General features: G+C 39.9%; 15 protein-coding genes. 12 read left to right on the top strand and 3 right to left on the bottom strand.

Going from position 1 to position 19,140, the window contains the following annotated elements:
* Positions 1-37 precede the first annotated feature (37 nt).
* The 3 genes from BM163_RS06395 to BM163_RS06405 are packed head-to-tail and all read right to left on the bottom strand — an operon-like array spanning position 38 to position 4,319.
* Positions 38-1,636 (bottom strand): glycoside hydrolase family 43 protein, encoded by a 1,599-nt coding sequence (locus tag BM163_RS06395; protein WP_089801349.1) that lies wholly within the window; start codon positions 1,634-1,636, stop codon positions 38-40.
* Positions 1,637-1,654: 18 nt separating this feature from the next.
* The gene (locus BM163_RS06400) at positions 1,655-2,797 is read right to left on the bottom strand and encodes a family 8 glycosyl hydrolase (RefSeq protein WP_089801351.1); all 1,143 of its coding nucleotides are present in this window, start codon (positions 2,795-2,797) and stop codon (positions 1,655-1,657) included.
* Between the two features lie 49 nt (positions 2,798-2,846).
* Positions 2,847-4,319, bottom strand: coding sequence for a GH39 family glycosyl hydrolase (locus BM163_RS06405; protein ID WP_089801353.1), 1,473 nt, complete (start codon positions 4,317-4,319; stop codon positions 2,847-2,849).
* 230 nt (positions 4,320-4,549) lie between these two features.
* Here BM163_RS06405 and BM163_RS06410 point away from each other — a divergent pair, with 230 nt between their 5' ends.
* From BM163_RS06410 to xylB, 12 genes are all read left to right on the top strand, one after another.
* Positions 4,550-4,822 (top strand): hypothetical protein, encoded by a 273-nt coding sequence (locus tag BM163_RS06410; protein WP_089801354.1) that lies wholly within the window; start codon positions 4,550-4,552, stop codon positions 4,820-4,822.
* Entirely contained in the window at positions 4,812-5,363 is a 552-nt protein-coding gene (locus BM163_RS06415; RefSeq protein WP_089801356.1) for a hypothetical protein, read from the top strand. The genes BM163_RS06410 and BM163_RS06415 overlap by 11 nt, the downstream gene beginning before the upstream one ends.
* A 37-nt stretch (positions 5,364-5,400) precedes the next feature.
* On the top strand, positions 5,401-6,102 hold the full coding sequence (locus BM163_RS06420) for a YesL family protein (RefSeq protein ID WP_089801358.1): 702 nt from the start codon (positions 5,401-5,403) through the stop codon (positions 6,100-6,102).
* A 25-nt stretch (positions 6,103-6,127) separates the two neighbouring features.
* Entirely contained in the window at positions 6,128-7,888 is a 1,761-nt protein-coding gene (locus tag BM163_RS06425; RefSeq protein ID WP_089801360.1) for a sensor histidine kinase, read from the top strand.
* A gap of 283 nt (positions 7,889-8,171) precedes the next feature.
* Positions 8,172-9,872, top strand: coding sequence for an extracellular solute-binding protein (locus tag BM163_RS06430; protein WP_229675492.1), 1,701 nt, complete (start codon positions 8,172-8,174; stop codon positions 9,870-9,872).
* Between the two features lie 219 nt (positions 9,873-10,091).
* Entirely contained in the window at positions 10,092-11,072 is a 981-nt protein-coding gene (locus BM163_RS06435; RefSeq protein WP_089801362.1) for an ABC transporter permease, read from the top strand.
* 12 nt (positions 11,073-11,084) lie between these two features.
* Complete coding sequence (locus BM163_RS06440) at positions 11,085-12,014, top strand: carbohydrate ABC transporter permease (protein WP_089801364.1); 930 nt, start codon at positions 11,085-11,087, stop codon at positions 12,012-12,014.
* A gap of 68 nt (positions 12,015-12,082) precedes the next feature.
* Positions 12,083-14,128 (top strand): alpha-glucuronidase family glycosyl hydrolase, encoded by a 2,046-nt coding sequence (locus BM163_RS06445; RefSeq protein ID WP_089801366.1) that lies wholly within the window; start codon positions 12,083-12,085, stop codon positions 14,126-14,128.
* Between the two features lie 12 nt (positions 14,129-14,140).
* Entirely contained in the window at positions 14,141-15,214 is a 1,074-nt protein-coding gene (gene uxuA, locus BM163_RS06450) for a mannonate dehydratase (RefSeq protein ID WP_089801367.1), read from the top strand.
* Positions 15,208-16,053, top strand: coding sequence for an SDR family oxidoreductase (locus BM163_RS06455; protein ID WP_089801369.1), 846 nt, complete (start codon positions 15,208-15,210; stop codon positions 16,051-16,053). The genes uxuA and BM163_RS06455 overlap by 7 nt, the downstream gene beginning before the upstream one ends.
* Before the next feature lie 145 nt (positions 16,054-16,198).
* Positions 16,199-17,512, top strand: coding sequence for a xylose isomerase (gene xylA, locus BM163_RS06460; protein WP_089801371.1), 1,314 nt, complete (start codon positions 16,199-16,201; stop codon positions 17,510-17,512).
* A 126-nt stretch (positions 17,513-17,638) separates the two neighbouring features.
* On the top strand, positions 17,639-19,132 hold the full coding sequence (gene xylB, locus BM163_RS06465; RefSeq protein WP_089801373.1) for a xylulokinase: 1,494 nt from the start codon (positions 17,639-17,641) through the stop codon (positions 19,130-19,132).
* Positions 19,133-19,140: the final 8 nt, after the last annotated feature.

Here is a 19,140-nt window from a genome sequence, read left to right on the forward strand (position 1 = left end):
ATTCAACACAAAGGCGGTGTTTCTTTGTGTGAGATCCTTAATTAGAATATCTAAAATAATCAAAATCTGCATGTAGGCGTTGACCAGAGTTATCTTGTACACACATACCTACAAACGCTCCAGTAAAGAACCCACCACCACGGATATAATCATCTGAAAGTTTATATGATTTAAATGTTGGGCCAATTCTTTTGAACGTTTCGCCATCGAGACTATAACTATAGTAATAGTCATTTACCTCAACGTTCACGCGTAAATATACCGCTTCAGAATTACCTAAGACAATTTCTTCACCTTTTATTGGTTGACTAAAGCTGAGATTATCTAAGACCATTAAGTCAAGAATACGGCCTTTCTCTTCATGATGAGTGATATTTAAATATGTCCAGTTATCGGTATTGTAGTAATTCACAAGCCCGGCTTGTTGCTGGAACGTGACCGGATTAAATTCTACTTTTGTTTCTGCTTCAAAAGTAAAGTCTTGCCAACGTCTAGCAATAAGTGCTTGCGTAAAGAGTGATGTAAGGGACTCGCGACCTTTTAAGCGTAAGTACCCTGGGCGCTCACTTAAAGATAAAATATCTTCACCTAACGGGATGCGCAATGATTGAAAATCAAGAGGCAATATTGATTCATCAAAATCCACTATCTCCGCAGCTTTAGCCAATGGTTGTTCCTTGATAGCTGGTCCATCGATTTTGTCTTGTGGGTAGTTACCACCAACGATGTACGGCCAGTTATCGTGCCATTCGATTCGTTGGATGGCTGTCTCTCTTCCAAGAGGGCAAAACCCACGTGGGTCGAGTAATGGCTCGTTCTCTTTTGGAAGCACACGACCAGTTAAATGAACAAAGAACCATTCATCGGTATGTGTTTTAACAAGTGAGCCATGACCTGCTTTTTGTAAGAGAATCCGCGGGTGGCCAAAAGATGAAATAAGCGGATTTTCTGGATGAACCTCATATGGCCCATCAATATTTTTCGAGCGGGCGATTGTTGCCTGGTGATCAAATTTAGTTCCGCCTTCAGCTGTTAATAGGTAGTAATAATCATCGATAAAATAAAGGTGAGGGGCTTCGGTTAACTTTACGTCCGTTCCTTCAAAAATAATTTTTTTATCGCCAACAAGCTTTTCTTGATTGTGATCATACTCTTGGAGTACGATACCATAAAAATTATGGTGACCTTCTCTAGGATCCCATACCATGTTCACGAAATACTTCTTTCCGTCCTTAGGGTTATGGAACAGTGATGGATCAAAACCAGATGAATTCATATAAATCGGTTCGGACCACTCGCCATCAATTGTGTCACATGTTGTTAGATAGTTATGAGCATCTTTCCACTGTCCATCTGTTACTTTAATATCAGAATAGATAAGCCAGAACTTACCGTCGTGGTAGGATAACTGAGGTGCCCATACCCCTCCGGAATTTGGATTTCCTTTCATATCAAGCAAAGAAGTACGATTTAAAGGACGAGAAACGAGTTCCCAATGCTTTAAGTCTTTTGAGTGATGAATGCTGACACCGGGGAACCATTCAAATGTTGATGTTGCAATGTAGTAATCTTCACCACTGCGGCAAATACTAGGATCAGGGTTAAAACCAGTTAAAATAGGGTTTTGAATTTTCATGTTGTTACCTCCAGTTAATTAAGTGTTTTTCGGAAAATATATATTAAATTGTCCAGCTAAAGCAAGCAGACTAAAGAAATATAAACAGTTATCATAGTAACGACGATCACCTTGTCTCAAAGGCATTTCGAAGAAACTTGTCACATATTTATTTGCCAGGTCTGTATTACGCGCTAAACCACCAGCGGCTAGCGTTGCGAATAAGCCGACCGGGTGTAATGCCGGTTCTTCAAAAGGCGTCCCATCGACTTTGTAGCGACGATAATCTGTCATTGGGATATCTTTAAAAAAAAGCTGTAGACGATCAATCACCTCTACGGGTGTTTTTTGGTCATTAAACCATTCTGCATCCAAGGCAATATTGGTGCTGACACGATAGGAATCACTAAAGAAATCACCAAAACCACGGATATGGTTAGGTGTCCCGTCATAAAAGGCATACTCTGGCGAAAGTCCGGTGATAGGGTGTGCGGCTAGGTCAATATACTCCCGACTCCGCTTCGCTGCTTCCTTCCAAAAGGAACGGTCTTCTTCATTTGCCCACTCACCAAATAGTTCGTAGAAATGTGGTAAGTGATAGGAAGGGTCACTAAAATCGACTTCTGGTACAAACTTAATCAGATGGTTGTCTAAGTCCCACATTGTGTGCCCATCATTTGTTGTACCTTTTGTTAGACAGCGGCGCAGAATGGCTTTTGCTTGTTCACTATAATTAAACGGTGCTTCACGATCGCCGAAGCGGTGTGAGGCAAAAAATAAACTCATCGCAAAATATTCTTCGCCGTCCGGAGCTGGTCCATAAGCATTTTTTGTCCCATTCAATTGACATGACCAAGCAAAATAACCTGCGTGTATACCTTGTTCCATATACATATGCGTCTTGGTCCAATGCCAAATACGATCAAAAACGTTTTGATTATTCATTTGAACGGCCATCATCATGCCATAAGACTGCCCTTCCGTACGAACATCGTTGTTGCCGGTATCAACAACATAACCCATCCCGTCAGCTGTCTCAAAATAAATTTGTAAGTCGGGGTCTTTGTCAGTGAATAATCTTTCCCACGTATCTATAATCTTTTCATTGATGGCTGCTTGAGTGATACCTAAGTCAAGCAAGCGATTTGTGTAACGATCTGTATAGTAGGCGCCTGTAGTCATATGAATGCTCCTTATATAATAAGTTTTGTAGTTATTAACTTGCTATTGGTTAATATGAAGTAATGAGACGGTCGTCTAAACCTGGATAGCTATCGGTATTATCTGTTATAGGTACAATTGTGAGTAAGCGAACTTCGTTCTTACTAAGTGTGACAGATAGCGATGGCCCATGGATTTGTTCAGTCTCAATACAAGGGGTATCTGTTTTTTTAATGAGATCAATCTGCTGTTTTGACGGGAAGCGAGGACGGCCAAGTTGTTGCCATGTACGCCAAGGGTTCCCGGCTGTCTCGGTCAACCGTTCATGTTGGATAAAGTAATCTGTTTGTGCTTCTTTTAAAGTGACTGTTTTGGTTAAATGATCTACCTCCCCTTTTTCGTCTGTATAGTGCCATAAGAGACAAGTTATGCGCCCGTCTTCTGTTTTTGTTACTAACATGTTGTCATCTTGAGCTAAAATCGTCTCCCCTAGTTGTTTAAAAAAACGATATAAGTGATAAGTAGGCTTTCTAATACCGTGAAAAGCCATCATCCCAAAACCACCATGAAAGAGTGCTTTAGGTACACCAAACTCTTCAAAAACATCACTAAAAGTCCAGTAGCTAAAACCGTCAACATATTGAGGTGCTTTAGCTAGTACGCCAGCTAAATAACTTGCATTAACAAGTGTATCGTGAACGGGGTTAATCGGTGAATAGGACGTGTTAAACTCGGTAATATAAAATGGTAAATGGCTAAAGCCTTGTTGGTCAATTCGGTTTCTAACTGACTCGAGTTGATTGAGCATATCTTGAGGTGGCTCTAAGTCTTGATAATAATAGTCAAATGTGACCTTTGGTGGCTTTGATGTGTAGGCATGACGGGTAAAGAAATCGAGTGGGACATCATGTTTTTTTACATAGGTTAAAAAGTCATCTACCCAGTGATCTGAGCCCCCACAAATAGCAGGTCCACCAACCATTAGTTTTGAGTCAATCCGTTTAATACAAAGTACTGTTTGGTGATAGAGTTCGAAGTAAGCTTGTTGGTCTTTATCTTTCCAGAAATTTGTTAAGTTTGGTTCGTTCCACACTTCTATTGGCCATGTCCTAACTTCTAAAAGACCGTACCGATCAATAAAGTGGCGAATCGTCGCATCAACTAATTGACACCATTGACTCATCTCTTTAGGTGGGGTGATGTTACCTTCCCAGTAGAAAACGGTCTCATCACTGGAGCTTAGCGACTTGGGCATAAAACCCAATTCGAGAAAAGGTTTAATCTTTATCTCCAAGAATCTATCAAAAATGCGGTCGATATATGTAAAGTTATAAAAAGGTTTGCAACCGCTTCTTGTCTTATGTTCTTGGTAAATGCCAATATCTTCATGGAATAACCCGTGACCACGAATATATGTAAATCCGATCTCCTGTTGTACTTGTTCTAAATGACGCATGTACTCCTCTTGTAAAGCAAGGCCTAAACGTCCGGTTCCAACCGAGTAATGAATGACTTGCTGTCGCGTCTGTTTCGACTGTTTCATCGTCTGTTCACTCCTTTAATTAGCTATTGTCTATAACGTTAGATAATCGATTACGTTCATCTTACAAAAGAAAGCGCTTTAAATTAAGGGGAGGTTCTATAGGTTTTGGTGAAAAAACTATAGAAAATCACATAATCTATAGTTTTTACAGTGAATCATATAGTAAAATCAGATGAAAGCGCTTCAAATTATGATAGGATAAAAGTGAATTTAGTAAAGGAAGTGACAACATGAAGCCAAATGTCGCCCAGATAATCGTTGTAGTTATCTACGTGCTCGTTTTACAATTTTACTTTAATCAACCAGATCGACATCTTCTGCACTTACTATTAGGTGTTGCACTTAGTGTGTTTCCTTTTAAAGTATATAAAAATTTAAAGCAGCGCAACAAAAAAAAAGGCCCAGCTACCTTTTATCGTTTTTTGTTTCATCATCTATACGTTGTTTATTTGGTACCTGCAGCCCTTTATTGTACGTTTGATGGTGTAGAAGATGAAACATAGCCGCTTATTAGTCAGTAGTATAGTTGGATTGTTATTAATAATGACAGGGTGTTATAACAGTGAGGCCAATCATCATAGCGAAGATGTTTTTAACGTGAGTTTTATTTCAAGTGTCCCAACAAATATAAGTGAAGACATAGAAGAGTATATTGCTGATTTTTTATCAAATGATTTACCTGAAGGGACACGTGTACGTGTGAATATGTTTTTACCTTCGCATGACCGTTTGACGATTGAAATGATTGATAGACAAGCGGACGTAGTCATTGTTGATGAAGGGCTAGAACAATTAATGCTAGATCCATATTATTTAGTGCCACTTGATAAGTATGAGGAGCGTGTTCTTGAAGACGTCACACCTTATATGACGATAGATGACCGCATTGATGAACAGCATTTATATTTAGTGCCACTTAGAAGTCAATCACCCTTTATCCAAGCCCTTGGCTACCGTTTACCCTATGATTTAATCATAGGTGTCGTAGAATCGAGTCCCCATCAAGAACTAGGTCATAAATTAGTTGATCAATGGTTAGAGTAGAAAAGGAGGTGGAGCTAGACGTTTCGTCTAGCGACTAATGGGAAGTAATTACGGCTTTGTATCGACATCTTTTTATCGCGCCTTAGAATGGGTATGGTATTTTGTTTATGTACAATTACTTTTTTTGTTTTCGTCTTTGTTTGGTATGATTATTTTTGGCTTGTTTCCAGCCTTTTATAGTGTGAACGTGGTAATGGACCGCTGGATTAAAGGAGACAAACAATTTTCAATTTTCAACGTGTTTATGACGAGCTTTAAAAAACATTTCTTTATAGCAAATGGCTATGGTTTAGTTTTTTCACTAGGGCTTTATATATTGATGTTTAATTATCGTTATCTAGAAGTGGTGACAGGCTTTGAACATAGGATATTGGCTGTTGGATGGGTAATAACTATTGTGTTATTTGGCGTGGTGAGTTTATACTTATTTCCAGCACGTATTTTAACAAAAACCAGAGGGAAAGCGGTAGTAAAAAACAGTGTCATTTTAGCACTAGCAGCACCGCTTTCTTTGATCCTCCTCATAGTCTCAATACTAGCTTTAATGGCTGTATTGTATCTAGTACCTGGCATGATCCCGTTTTTATCCGTATCACTTTTTAGTTTTCTCATCATTGGGCAACTACAACTCGTGGTAAAAAGGCTACAGTACAAACAAATGCAACTTGAAGATCGAGATGAGGCCTTGCTTGTCTCTGAAACGACACGCACATACTTAAAAGAATCAACGACTTCATGAGAAATAAGGCAAAGAGGGATGATCGATGAAGAAAATATGGCAATCATTTAATGATTTAAAAATACGTAATAAGTTACTGATTGTTTATATGATTACTGTCCTGTTACCTATTATCATCTCTAATATTGTCTTTTACCAAACGACAAGTGATAATTTTATTAAGCAGAAGAGGCGAGACGTTGATTTGATGACAGAAGAAACAAAAGACAACGTCAAACAGTTGATTGATCAAGCCCTTGGGTTATCAACTACCTTGTATATGGACATGCGATTGTATGACTTTTTTGATATGACTTATATCGACTTGGTTGATTACATTCAAGGCTATACTCAAGTGGTTCATCAATATCGAAAAACGATTCCCTTATATAACGCCGTTCAAGACATTCAATTTTACACAACGAATCCAACGATGCTTTATGCGGGTGGTGTCAATGAGTTAGGTGGCAATCAAGGAATCCCTTTATGGTATAAAACATTAGAACATGACGGTACCCCTCAAATCATTGTTTCAATGGAGGAAGAGGGCGTCTCATTAGATGTCTATCGTAAACTGAATTATTTTTCACTGTACACCAAGTATTTACATGTTGTCCACTTCAGGCTTGATGAACGTATGTTAAAAGATGCCTTGCATAATGCCTCTATTCAAGGCCATGTCTATTTGTTAGATAGTGAAGATCGCATCCTTTATGCGACAGATACTGATTATTTAGCTGGAGAATATTTTATTGATATGGCACAGTCTAGCGATAGTTATATTTCGAGTCAACACTTTTTAGATCAGTATGTAGAAGATTGGTCAATTGTAACGGTTGTAGATGAAGCGATTTATAAAAATGAATTAGCTGATTCAACGACCTATATTTTATTACTCGGGTTAATGAATTTTACTTTGCCGGCTTTTCTTATTATTTATTTGTCACGCTCATTTCATACGCGATTAAATAATATTCTTGATCATACGAAACATATTGCGAAGAAGGATTTTGCTGAATATCCACACGTGAAATCTAAAGATGAAATTGGCCAACTGGCGACACAAATAAATCGGATGACACGCAAAATGAATCAACTATTCAATGAAGTGTTCAAAGCGAATCTGGAGAAAAAAGAGTTAGAGTTAAGGGAGAAAGAAGCCCAACTCAGTGCACTCCAGAGTCAAATCAACCCACATTTCTTGTTTAACGCGCTGGAAACGATTCGCATGCGCAGCGTGATGAAAAATGAGGATGAAACGGCAATGATGATAGAAAATATGGCGGGAATTTTTAGAAATGCACTCAAATGGGGAAGTAATTGGGTGACGATTTTAGATGAAGTGCGCCTTATTTATGCTTTTTTAGAGATTCAGAGCTATAGGTTTGGTGAGCGTTTGCGCTACAAAGTCTATGTAGATGAGGCTTTAGCTGATTTTGAAATTCCTAACTTAAGTTTTTTACCTTTTGTTGAGAATGCTTCGCTTCATGGGATTGAACCTAAAAAGGGAACGGGTGAGATAACAATTACCATTTCAAAAACAGTGTTAGGTATCCGTTTTGTTATTGAAGACAATGGTGTTGGTATTCCTGAGGAGCGACTGGAGAGTTTGAGAAAAAATATGACCGAAGGGGCGTCTATGGGTGACAGTGTGGGCATTGAAAATGTCTATTATCGATTAAAGTTATACTATAAAGATCAATTCAGGATGAAAATTGAAAGTGAGGAGGAAATCGGTACAACGGTAACGATTGATATACCGGAGCAGGATTCGAAATTGCAAGCTTATTTAAAAGTGTCAGAGTGAGTCACACCAATGGTGTGACTTTAACTTTACCCATTAAAGATAGTCAGGTCTTTAGTTCTTTTGAAAAGAACTAAACTTTGTGAGTGATAAGCTAAGTGATAGTATAAGACCTTTAGTCTGCTTATCTTATAGCTAAAGTTAGCGGAACTGTAAGCGTGTTCATGTAAAGTTTTTATAGTTTTGAGCTATAGTTTGTCCTGGTGAGTTTCATCCACGCCCGGGATATAATGAAAGTGCTTTCAAAGAAGGCGAATAAAAGTAAAAGTTGAAAGGGGTTAGTCAAGTGTTTAAAAAGAAAGCATTACTCGCATTAATTTTATCCAGTTTATTTATTTTCCTGATGGCATGTGGAGGCAATGATTCTGACTCGTCTGCTGGCGATGATTCTGGATCGTCAGATGATGCAAGTTCAGGTGAAACATCGAATGAACCTGTGACGTATCATTACTTTATTGGTACAGCCGGTGATGATATTAACGCAAATGAAACTGAAATTGGTAAGATGCTTGAAGATGAAACGGGCGTTAACTTCCAAACAGAATACCTTGTGGGCGATTTAATGGAGAAAATCGGCGTTATGGTTGCCGGTGGACAGTATCCTGACGTTGTCGTTCCTGACCATGCGATTGAAATGATGTTAGATGCTCAAGCGTTTATTCCATTAAATGATTTGCTTGAAGAACACGGTCAAAATATTTTAGCTATGTATAGCGAATACATTGATCGTTTTACAATGCCGGATGGAAACATTTACTATCTACCGTTAGGTCCAACGATTAATGAACATGTTCCCAATCCGAATATTGATCAAGGTGCGTTCTGGATTCAACGAGGTGTCTTAAAAGATGCAGGATTCCCAGAAATCAATACACTTGATGAATATTTAGCGTTAATTAAAGATTATGCGGATAAAAATCCGGAAATAGATGGTGCTAGAACTGTACCATTTACAGGATTAACTTATGATACAAGCTTCTTTACTTTTTCAAATACACCTAACCACTTAGCTGGTTTCCCTAACGATGGTTCTGTCCAAATTGATATGGATACTCATGAAGCAACAGTGTATGCCGATAAGGACGAGGCAAAAGCTTATCTTAAAGCTTTAAATGAACTAAATGCAGAAGGTTATTTAGACCAAGAAATGTTTGTTATGAACAATGATGATTTCTTAGCAAAAATATCTTCAGGTCGTGTACTTGGCTTTTTCGGATATGGCTGGCAATGGGGTACTGCTCGCCAAACATTAGAAGAAGCAGGTAACCCAGATAGAGAATTTATGGCACTACCTGTTGTATTAGAAGAAGGCATTAAAGATCAGTACTTAGAACCAGCAGCGTTCACTCAAAACCGTGGGGTAGGTATTACTGTTAATGCAGAAAACCCTGAGCGTATTATTCAGTACTGGGATAAATTAATTCAAGAAGACATGCAAAGACTTGTGATGTGGGGTGAAGAGGGCCGTCATTATACAGTAAATGAAGAAGGCCGCTTCTATCAAACACCAGAACAAGTTGAACTTGTTGCAAACCAAGACGAACGTAAAAACTTTGGTATGACGTTATTCGAGTGGAACTGGCCACGTGTTAATGGAACCTTCTCAGATGGTAATGCGGTAGAAGCGCGTCGTCAGCCAGAAGTAGCGCTTGAAACATACGATGATGATGATCGTGAATACCTCGATGCCTATGGATTAAGTACGTTTGCTGAACTATTTAGTCAACCAGAAGATCGCCCATGGTACCCGGCATGGAGTGCAAATATCGAACAAGGATCAGATGTTGCGTTATTTGCTACACGTGCAGAAGAATTACAAAAACGCTACTACCCTCAGATTGTACTTGCAAATCCAGATAACTTTGAAGCTGAGTGGAATAAATTTGTTGATGAATACCGTTCACTTGATGGTTTGGAAACATATGAAAACTTCTTTACTGAAACAATAAAAGCACGTTTAGAAGGTAACTGGCAGTACCGTAACTAAACATGAATCAAAGGGTGAGTAACACTCACCCTTTGATTCTCTTCATACTACAACATGAATAAAAACGACACACTGTTTATCCCGATAACTAGCACTTAGTTTAGAAGAGTAAACGGGATTGACATGCTAAAGGATGAGTAAGCAGTTTAATTTATTAGACGTGCTGTTGATCTGGCGGTTTACTGTTCTAAATTAAGGTAAAAAAAGGAGGAAAACATTATGGCAGATGCAGCCAATGTAGCAGGCACAATTGTTAAAAATAAACCAAAGATAAAGGCACAAAAAGGCTTGCGATACTTTGTAAGAAAAAGTATTGAACAAAAAGAATTGTTACTCATGAGTATGCCATTTTTAATTTGGTTATTTATTTTTAAATATTTACCATTGTCAGGTTGGTTGATGGCATTTCAAGACTATAAGCCAGCTCGAGGGTTTCAAGAATCGGAATTTGTCGGATTTGATCAATTTAAGTTCTTATTCCAAGACGATCGCTTCTTACAAGTCATGCGTAATACACTTGCTATGAGTATGATTAACCTTGTATTAGGTTTTGTTACAGCAATTACACTAGCTATTTTACTAAACGAGTTACGTAACGTAGGCTTCAAGCGGATTGTCCAAACAATCAGTTATATGCCCCACTTCCTTAGTTGGGTAGTTGTAGCTGGTTTAGTATCATCAGCACTTTCTGTTGATGACGGAATCATTAATATTTTACTTATGAATTTAGGTATTATTGATGAGCCAATTATGTTCTTAGGTGTTGGGCAATATTTCTGGGGTTTACTTGGGGCATCTGAAGTATGGAAAAGTGTTGGTTGGAACTCAATTATCTATCTTGCGGCTATCACGATGATTGATCAAGAACAATATGAAGCGGCTGAGATTGATGGGGCAACACGTCTCCAACGGATTTTCTATATTACATTACCTGGTATTAAACCAGTCGTTGTTATTTTAATGATTATGAACATTGGCTACATCTTAGAGTCAGGTTTTGAAGCACAGTACTTACTGATGAATCCAATGAACATGGACTATGCTGAGAACTTAGATATATTTGTTTTACGCTATGGTTTAAGGCAAGCTAACTTCTCATTGGCCACAGCTGCGGGGATGTTTAAAACTGTTATCTCATTTATTTTCTTATTCGCGGCTAACAAAGTGGCTCATAAACTTGGCGAAGCACGCTTATTCTAAAGGAGGGATCTTATGCAACTGATTAACCGTTTAAAAGGAAAACGCCGTAGTGTCGATGATTTAATCTTTGATACGATCAACGTAATATTCATGATCCTTCTTGTGATTGTGATGCTGTATCCACTACTTAATACCGTTGCCATTTCACTTAATGCATCAACAGATACCGTTAAAGGTGGTATTCGTCTTATACCGCGCGTCTTCACTTGGTATAACTATGAGCACGTCTTTACTGAGGCCACAATTATGCGTTCGGCTGTCACGTCTGTCCTTCGGACAGTGATTGGAACAGGGCTTGGGGTTATGGCATCAGCGATGGTCGCTTATACAATTTCACGTCCGCACTTTTTCTTAAAGAAATTTGTAACTATCGCGTTTGTTTTAACGATGTATATGAATGCTGGACTTATTCCAACGTATTTATTACACCGTGATTTAAATCTAATCGGCTCTTTTTGGGTCTATATTTTACCAACATTAATTGGCGTGTTTAATATCATTGTCATTCGGTCATTTATTGAAGGCTTACCTGAAACACTGTTTGAATCAGCAAGAATGGACGGTGCAGGTGAGTTTACCCAATTCTTTAAAATTGCCTTACCACTTTCACTACCAGTCATCGCCACCGTATCACTATTTGTTGCGGTTGGTCAATGGAATCAATGGTTTGATGTTTTTATCTATAATTCATCGATACCAGAGCTGAGTACATTGCAGTACGAACTCATGAAAGTACTTAGTAATTCTAATGCGGCCTTTGGTTCAGGTGCTGGGGCAGCCAGTCAATTCGCGAATGCTCAAGGTGGGGTCGTTGATGTCGTCACACCACAATCTGTTCGGGCAGCGATGACGGTCGTTGTATCCGTTCCGATTATTATGGTCTACCCATTCTTACAGAAATACTTTGTTAAAGGATTAACGATTGGTGGCGTGAAAGGTTAATTTATAAAAAAACGAAAAGCGTACCGATGAACAGTTGGTACGCTTCTTTTATAGAAAGGATGACAGAAATGCCGTTAAGGAATAACGAAAGATTAATTGATCAATTAACAGAACAAGACGTCTTAAGTTATCGGGCCTGGTTACAATATTGTCCGGTTAAAGATGAGGAATACAAACAACAAATAGAAGCTGTGCTGTCAGTTGTGACAGTAAAAGAAACATCCATCATTATTGATGCCGCACTATCAGAATTATCGCTAGGCTTAAAAGAAATGTGCGCCTTTCAACCAGCAATTACAACACAATCGAACCAAAATGGTTTACATATTACGATAGAGGACACTCAAGGAAAAGAGACGTTTCATATTACATATGATAAGTCACAACTCTATTTATCAGCAGGGGATGATCGAGGTGTGCTCTACGGGGTGTACCATTTATTAAGGCAGATCCAACTTAAAACACCACTTGAGCAGTTTGGGGTGAAAGAAGCGCCTAAAAACCCGATGAGAATGATCAATCAATGGGATGACATGAATGGTGAAGTTGAACGTGGTTATGCGGGCAAGTCGTTCTTTTATGATCAGTATCAATTTATTAAAGACCGTACACGTGTAAAAGATTATGCGAGGCTACTCAGTTCTACCGGCATTAATGCGATCAGTATCAACAATGTGAATGTGCACGAGAATGAGACCGACTTAATTTTTGATCGTTATTTAGCTGATGTCAAACAAACGGCTGATATATTTAGTATGTATGGGATTGATCTCTATTTAAGCATTAACTATGCAGCGCCAATGGAAAAAGGTTTAACAACCGCAGATCCGCTTGATGAAGATGTTAAAGCGTTTTGGAAAGACCGCGCTAAAGTCATTTATGATAACATGCCGCACTTTGGTGGTTTTTTAGTGAAAGCCGACTCAGAAAACCGTCCAGGGCCATTTACGTATGGCAGAAACCATGCTGAAGGGGCAAACATGCTGGCGGAAGCACTCGCACCTTATGGTGGGAAAGTTATTTGGCGTTGTTTTGTGTATAACTGTAAACAAGACTGGCGTGACCGCCAAACAGACCGAGCCCGGGCTGCGTATGATCACTTCTTACCGCTTGACGGCGAGTTTTTAGATAATGTGATTTTACAAATTAAAAATGGTCCGATGGATTTCCAAGTCCGCGAACCGGTCTCACCACTGATTGGTGGCTTAGAAAAAACAAACTATTTACTCGAGTTTCAAATCGCCCAGGAATATCTTGGCCAACAAAAACATCTCGTTTACCTCGTCCCGCAGTGGAAGGAAGTACTTAACTTTGATACGTATCAGAAAGGTGAAGACACACGGGTGAAGGACCTTGTTTCTGGTAAAGTATTAAATCAAAAACATAGCGGGATTGTCTCTGTATCAAACGTGGGTATTGATGTTAACTGGACGGGTCACTTAATGGCTCAGCTGAATCTTTACGGTTATGGCCGCATGATTTGGAATCCGGATCTTTCGGCTGAAGCGATTGCCTTAGAGTGGATCAAACAAACCTTCGGTCATGATGAAGCATTGGTTCAAACATTACTGAACATTGTCATCCCGTCATGGGAAACGTATGAAAATTATACGTCTCCACTTGGAATTGGTTGGATGGTCAATATTTCGCATCACTACGGACCAAATATTGATGGCTATGAGTACGATAATTGGGGAACGTATCACTTTGCAGACCGAGACGGTGTTGGTGTTGACCGAACGAAAGAAACAGGTAGCGGATATAGCACGCAGTATCATAAGGAAAACTTTGAATGCTATAACGATGTCACCACGTGTCCGGATGAACTGTTACTGTTCTTCCATCATGTACCGTATACGCATAAACTCCATAGTGGTAAAACAGTGATTCAACATATTTATGATACCCACTTTAAAGGGGTAGAGGAAGTGGAAGAAATGATAGCGCGCTTTACCACGCTCCGTACTTTGATTGATGACGCGCGTTTCGAATCAGTCATGGAACGCCTCAATCATCAACTTTATATGGCGAAAGAGTGGCGTGACATTGTCAATACTTACTTCTATCGTAAATCAGGCATTGATGATATACACGGGAGAAAAATTTATGCGTAAGAGGTGAAGTAAATGAAAATGACGTTACGGTGGTTTTATACCGCTGATACCATCCCGCTTCAGTATATGAAGCAAGTCCCTGGTATTTCTGGTGTTGTCGGTGCGTTGTATGATGTACCAGTGGGTGATGTATGGGAAAAAGAAAAGATTGAACCGATGATTAAAAAAGCAAAATGTGCCGGCTTACCGGTAGAAGTGATTGAGAGTGTCAATATACATGAAGAAATTAAGCTCGGCTTACCAACGCGTGAGGTGTACATTGACAACTACAAACAAACAATTAAGAATTTAGCTGAATATGGCGTGAAAGTGATTTGTTACAACTTTATGCCGATTTTTGACTGGACCCGATCGTCACTCGCTTTTCCACTTGAAGATGGTTCAACGGTCTTAAGCTATGAACGTGACTTCATCGATGGTGTCACACCAGATGAGATGATCAAGAGGATGAAAGATGATTCAGGTAGTTATCAGATGCCGGGCTGGGAGGCCGAGCGCTTAGCTGATATTGAACAGTTATTTAAACAGTACGAGACAGTCACTGAAACAGATTTATTTCATCACTTAGTCTACTTTTTAGAGTCAATCATGCCAACGTTAAAGGAGACCGGGATAAAAATGGCGATTCATCCGGATGATCCGCCTTGGTCTGTTTTCGGGTTACCGCGCATTTTAAAAAATAAACAAGATATCGAGCGGTTACTAGAGGCGGTACCGGAGAAAGAAAATGGTGTGACGTTCTGTACCGGGTCACTTGGTGCGAGACAAGACAATGATTTATTAGACATAGCGGAGTATTGTCTAAAACAAGACCGGATACCGTTTGTGCATATTCGTAATATTATCCATACCGGAGAAGGTAACTTTCACGAAGTGAGTCATTATGATAAGTCCGGATCGGTTGATGTGGTGGGATTAATAAAGTTACTGCACCAATATCAATATGATGGTTACGTGAGACCAGATCATGGCCGGATGATTTGGGGCGAAGAAGCGCGCCCCGGTTACGGGTTATATGACCGGGCCCTTGGGGCGATGTATATGACCGGCATTTGGGATAGTTTAGAGGAGGGGAAGACATGTTAGAAAAACATCGCGCCTTAAAAGGAAAAGTCGCAGTTGTGACAGGTGGCGGCGGAGTACTATGCGGTAATATGGCTCGCGTCCTTGGACGTCAAGGGATGAAGATCGCGGTACTGAATTACCCGAAAGAACCGGGTGATATAGTGGCAGATGAGATTAAGAAAGCGGGTGGTGAGTCGATTTCTGTTTTTTGTGATGTGACTCATCGCGAGGCTGTTGAAGCAGCAAAAAAAGAGGTCTTACAAGCATTTGGTCAAGTTGATCTCTTAATTAATGGTGCTGGTGGTAATCATCCAGAAGGCTCAACGATGAATGAAACGTATCGGAAGGAAGATGTGACCGATGATGCGGTCAGAAGCTTCTTTGACTTAACGACGGAAGGCTTTGATTTTGTCTTTCGGTTAAATTTAATGGGTACCTTGATTCCCTCACAAGTGTTTACCGATGAATTAATCAAAACAGAAGGCTCGATTATTAATATGTCGTCGATGAGTGCGCCGTCACCAATGACAAAAGTACCAGCCTATTCAGCAGCGAAAGCTGGGATTGATAACTTTACCCAGTGGATGGCGGTGCATTTTGGTGAGACCGGTATTCGCGTCAACGCCATCGCACCTGGGTTTTTCTTAACCGAACAAAACCGGACGCTTTTAACGAATGAAGACGGATCATTTACAAAGCGAACAGAAAAGATTCTCTCACAAACACCGATGAAGCGGCTTGGTGAGGTGGATGACTTACTCGGGACATTACTCTGGCTTGCGGATAAAAACTACAGTGGTTTTGTGACCGGTATTAGTGTGCCTGTCGATGGTGGCTTTATGGCGTATTCGGGTGTGTGATACCGTATTTGGCTAACGATTGATATAAGAATAATGTAAGCGTTAAAAAAAGTTTAAATAAACTTTGTATATTCAATAGACTAACTAAGTTAAACGTGTTAGAATACAAGTATCGAAAATGAAAAATACAGGGAGGCTATTACACATGGCTTATTTTGATCAAATCAGTAAAGTAAAGTACGAAGGACGTCACTCAGACAATCCATATGCATTTAAATTCTATAATCCCGAAGAAAAAATCGGTGGTAAGACGATGGAAGAAATACTTCGCTACGGTATTGCTTACTGGCACACATTCACAGGTGACGGTGGGGATCCATTCGGTGCTGGTACAGCGAAACGTCCTTGGGATCATTTAAAAGGCATGGATTTGGCGAAAGCGCGTGTTGAAGCAGCTTTTGAATTCTTTGAAAAAATGAATGTCCCATTTTTCTGCTTCCACGATGTGGATATTTCACCAGAAGGTGATACATTGCGTGAAACAAACAAAAACTTAGATGAAATTGTTGCGATGGTAAAAGACTACATGAAAGACAGTAAGACAAAACTTTTGTGGAACACAGCTAACAATTTCACCAACCCGCGCTGGACACATGGTGCTGGGACTGCAACAAACGCAGATGTTTATGCATATGCAGCGGGTAAAATCAAAAAAGGTTTAGAAGTCGGGAAAGAACTCGGCTCCGAAAACTATGTTTTCTGGGGTGGTCGAGAAGGGTACGAATCATTACTGAATACAAACATGAAGCTCGAACAACAAAACTTAGCAAACCTTTACCATATGGCGAAAGACTATGCGAATGAGATTGGCTTTGATGCACAATTCTTAATTGAACCAAAACCAAAAGAACCAACGACACACCAATATGACTTTGATGTGGCAACAGCGATGGCTTTCTTACGTGAATATGATCTTCAAGATCACTTCAAGTTTAATATTGAAGCAAACCACGCAACGCTCGCAGGTCACACATTTGAGCATGAATTACGTGTGGCACGTGAAGCGGGAATGTTAGGATCTGTGGATGCGAACCAAGGTGACTTATTACTTGGTTGGGATACAGATGAATTTCCAACTGATCTCTATACGACAACACTTGCGATGTATGAAATCCTTAAAAACGGTGGACTTGGTCGCGGTGGTTTAAACTTTGATGCGAAAGTACGTCGTGGATCATTTGACACAGAAGATCTCTTCCACGCACATATTGCGGGTATGGATGCTTTTGCGGTCGGCTTACGTGTGGCTCAGAAGATGATTGACGATAACTTCTTTGAAAATATCGTGAAAGATCGTTACCAAACATTTGAAACAGGTATTGGTAAAGACATCATTGATGGTAAAACAAGCTTAGCTGCTCTTGAAGCACATGCTTTAGATATTAAAGATATTGATCTTAAGTCGGGTCAAGTTGAAAAAATTAAGGCGAAGATGAACCAATATCTATTAAATATCTAATGAATAGCTATAAACGGAATAAACGTTTAACATCCTATCCTAACTAGTTGAATAGAACACAAACCTATCATGCGAATTGTGCATCCCCCTGCGCCATTCGCATGATTTATATGGAGGCGAAAAACAATGGAATATGTATTAGGCGTTGACTTAGGAACAAGTGCCGTTAAAGTGTTATTAGTGTCAAAAATAGGTGACGTCGTTGACGAGGCATCAGAAAGTTATCCGCTGTATCATGACCAACCAGGCTACAGTGAACAAGACCCAGAAGATTGGGTTAAAGCGACTAAAACAGCGATTAAAATCCTAACGGATAAATTAGAAGATAACACGGCGATTAAAGGGATGAGTTTTTCTGGTCAAATGCACGGGCTTGTCTTATTAGATAAAGACAAAAAACCACTCAGACGCGCGATTTTATGGAATGATACAAGAACAACTGAAGAATGTCGTGAGATTGAAGCGATGGTAGGGATTGAGACCCTGCATAGTGAAACGAAAAATCCTGCCCTTGAAGGCTTCACGCTACCTAAAATTTTATGGGTGAAAAAACATGAACCAGATATTTTCGAACAAGCAGATGTCTTCTTATTACCAAAAGACTATGTGCGTTACCGTATCAGTGGTGACGTATCAATGGATTATTCTGATGCGGCAGGAACGTTACTCTTAAACGTTGAGAAAAAAGCGTGGAGTACAATCATGTGTGAAAAAACAGGCGTCGATATTAACCTTTGCCCGGCGCTTGTTGGCTCGTATGATCATACCGGTACAGTACGAGAAGAGGTTGCGTCAGAAACAGGCCTATCAACGGATTGCCAAGTTTTTGCCGGTGGTGCTGATAATGCGTGTGGTGCGATTGGCGCAGGAATCCTGCAAGATGGTTTAACGCTTGCGAGTACCGGAACGTCGGGTGTTGTTTTATCATATGAAGAAACAGGCGATAAAGACTTTGCTGGTCAAGTCCACTACTTTAACCACGGGGACCCAGAAGCTTATTACACAATGGGCGTCACCCTTGCGGCTGGCTATAGCCTAAGTTGGTTTAAAGACACGTTCGCTAAAGAGATTAGCTTTGAAGAACTTGTCGCAGAAGCACATGCATCAACAGTTGGCGCCAAAGGCTTATTATACACCCCGTATATTGTTGGGGAAAGAACACCTTATCCAGATAGTCAAATTCGCGCAAGCTTTATAGGAGCGCATGCCAGTCATACGCGGGGAGACTTTGCCCGAGCGGTGATTGAAGGAATTACGTTTAGTTTAAATGAGTCGGTGCATATTTTCCGTGCGAAAGGTAAAACGATTAATAAAGTCGTTGCCAGTGGCGGCGGAGCTAAGAGTGACTTATGGCTTCAAATTCAAGCCGATGTCTTTGATGCGGAAGTAGTGACGCTTCAAAATGAACAAGGACCTGGAATGGGGGCAGCGATTCTAGCGGCTGTTGGCACAGGCTGGTTTACTGACCTTAAGAGCTGTGCAAAGACCTTTGTTCATTACGGGAAGAGCTATCAACCGGTTGAGGAGAATAAACAAGCCTATCAACAATTGTTTAGCTTATATCAACAAGTTTATAATCAAACAAAAACAATCAGTCATGACTTAGCGGCCTTCCGCTAATAAAGGAG

This window comes from Halolactibacillus alkaliphilus (assembly GCF_900115465.1).
Lineage (GTDB): Bacteria > Bacillota > Bacilli > Bacillales > Amphibacillaceae > Halolactibacillus > Halolactibacillus alkaliphilus.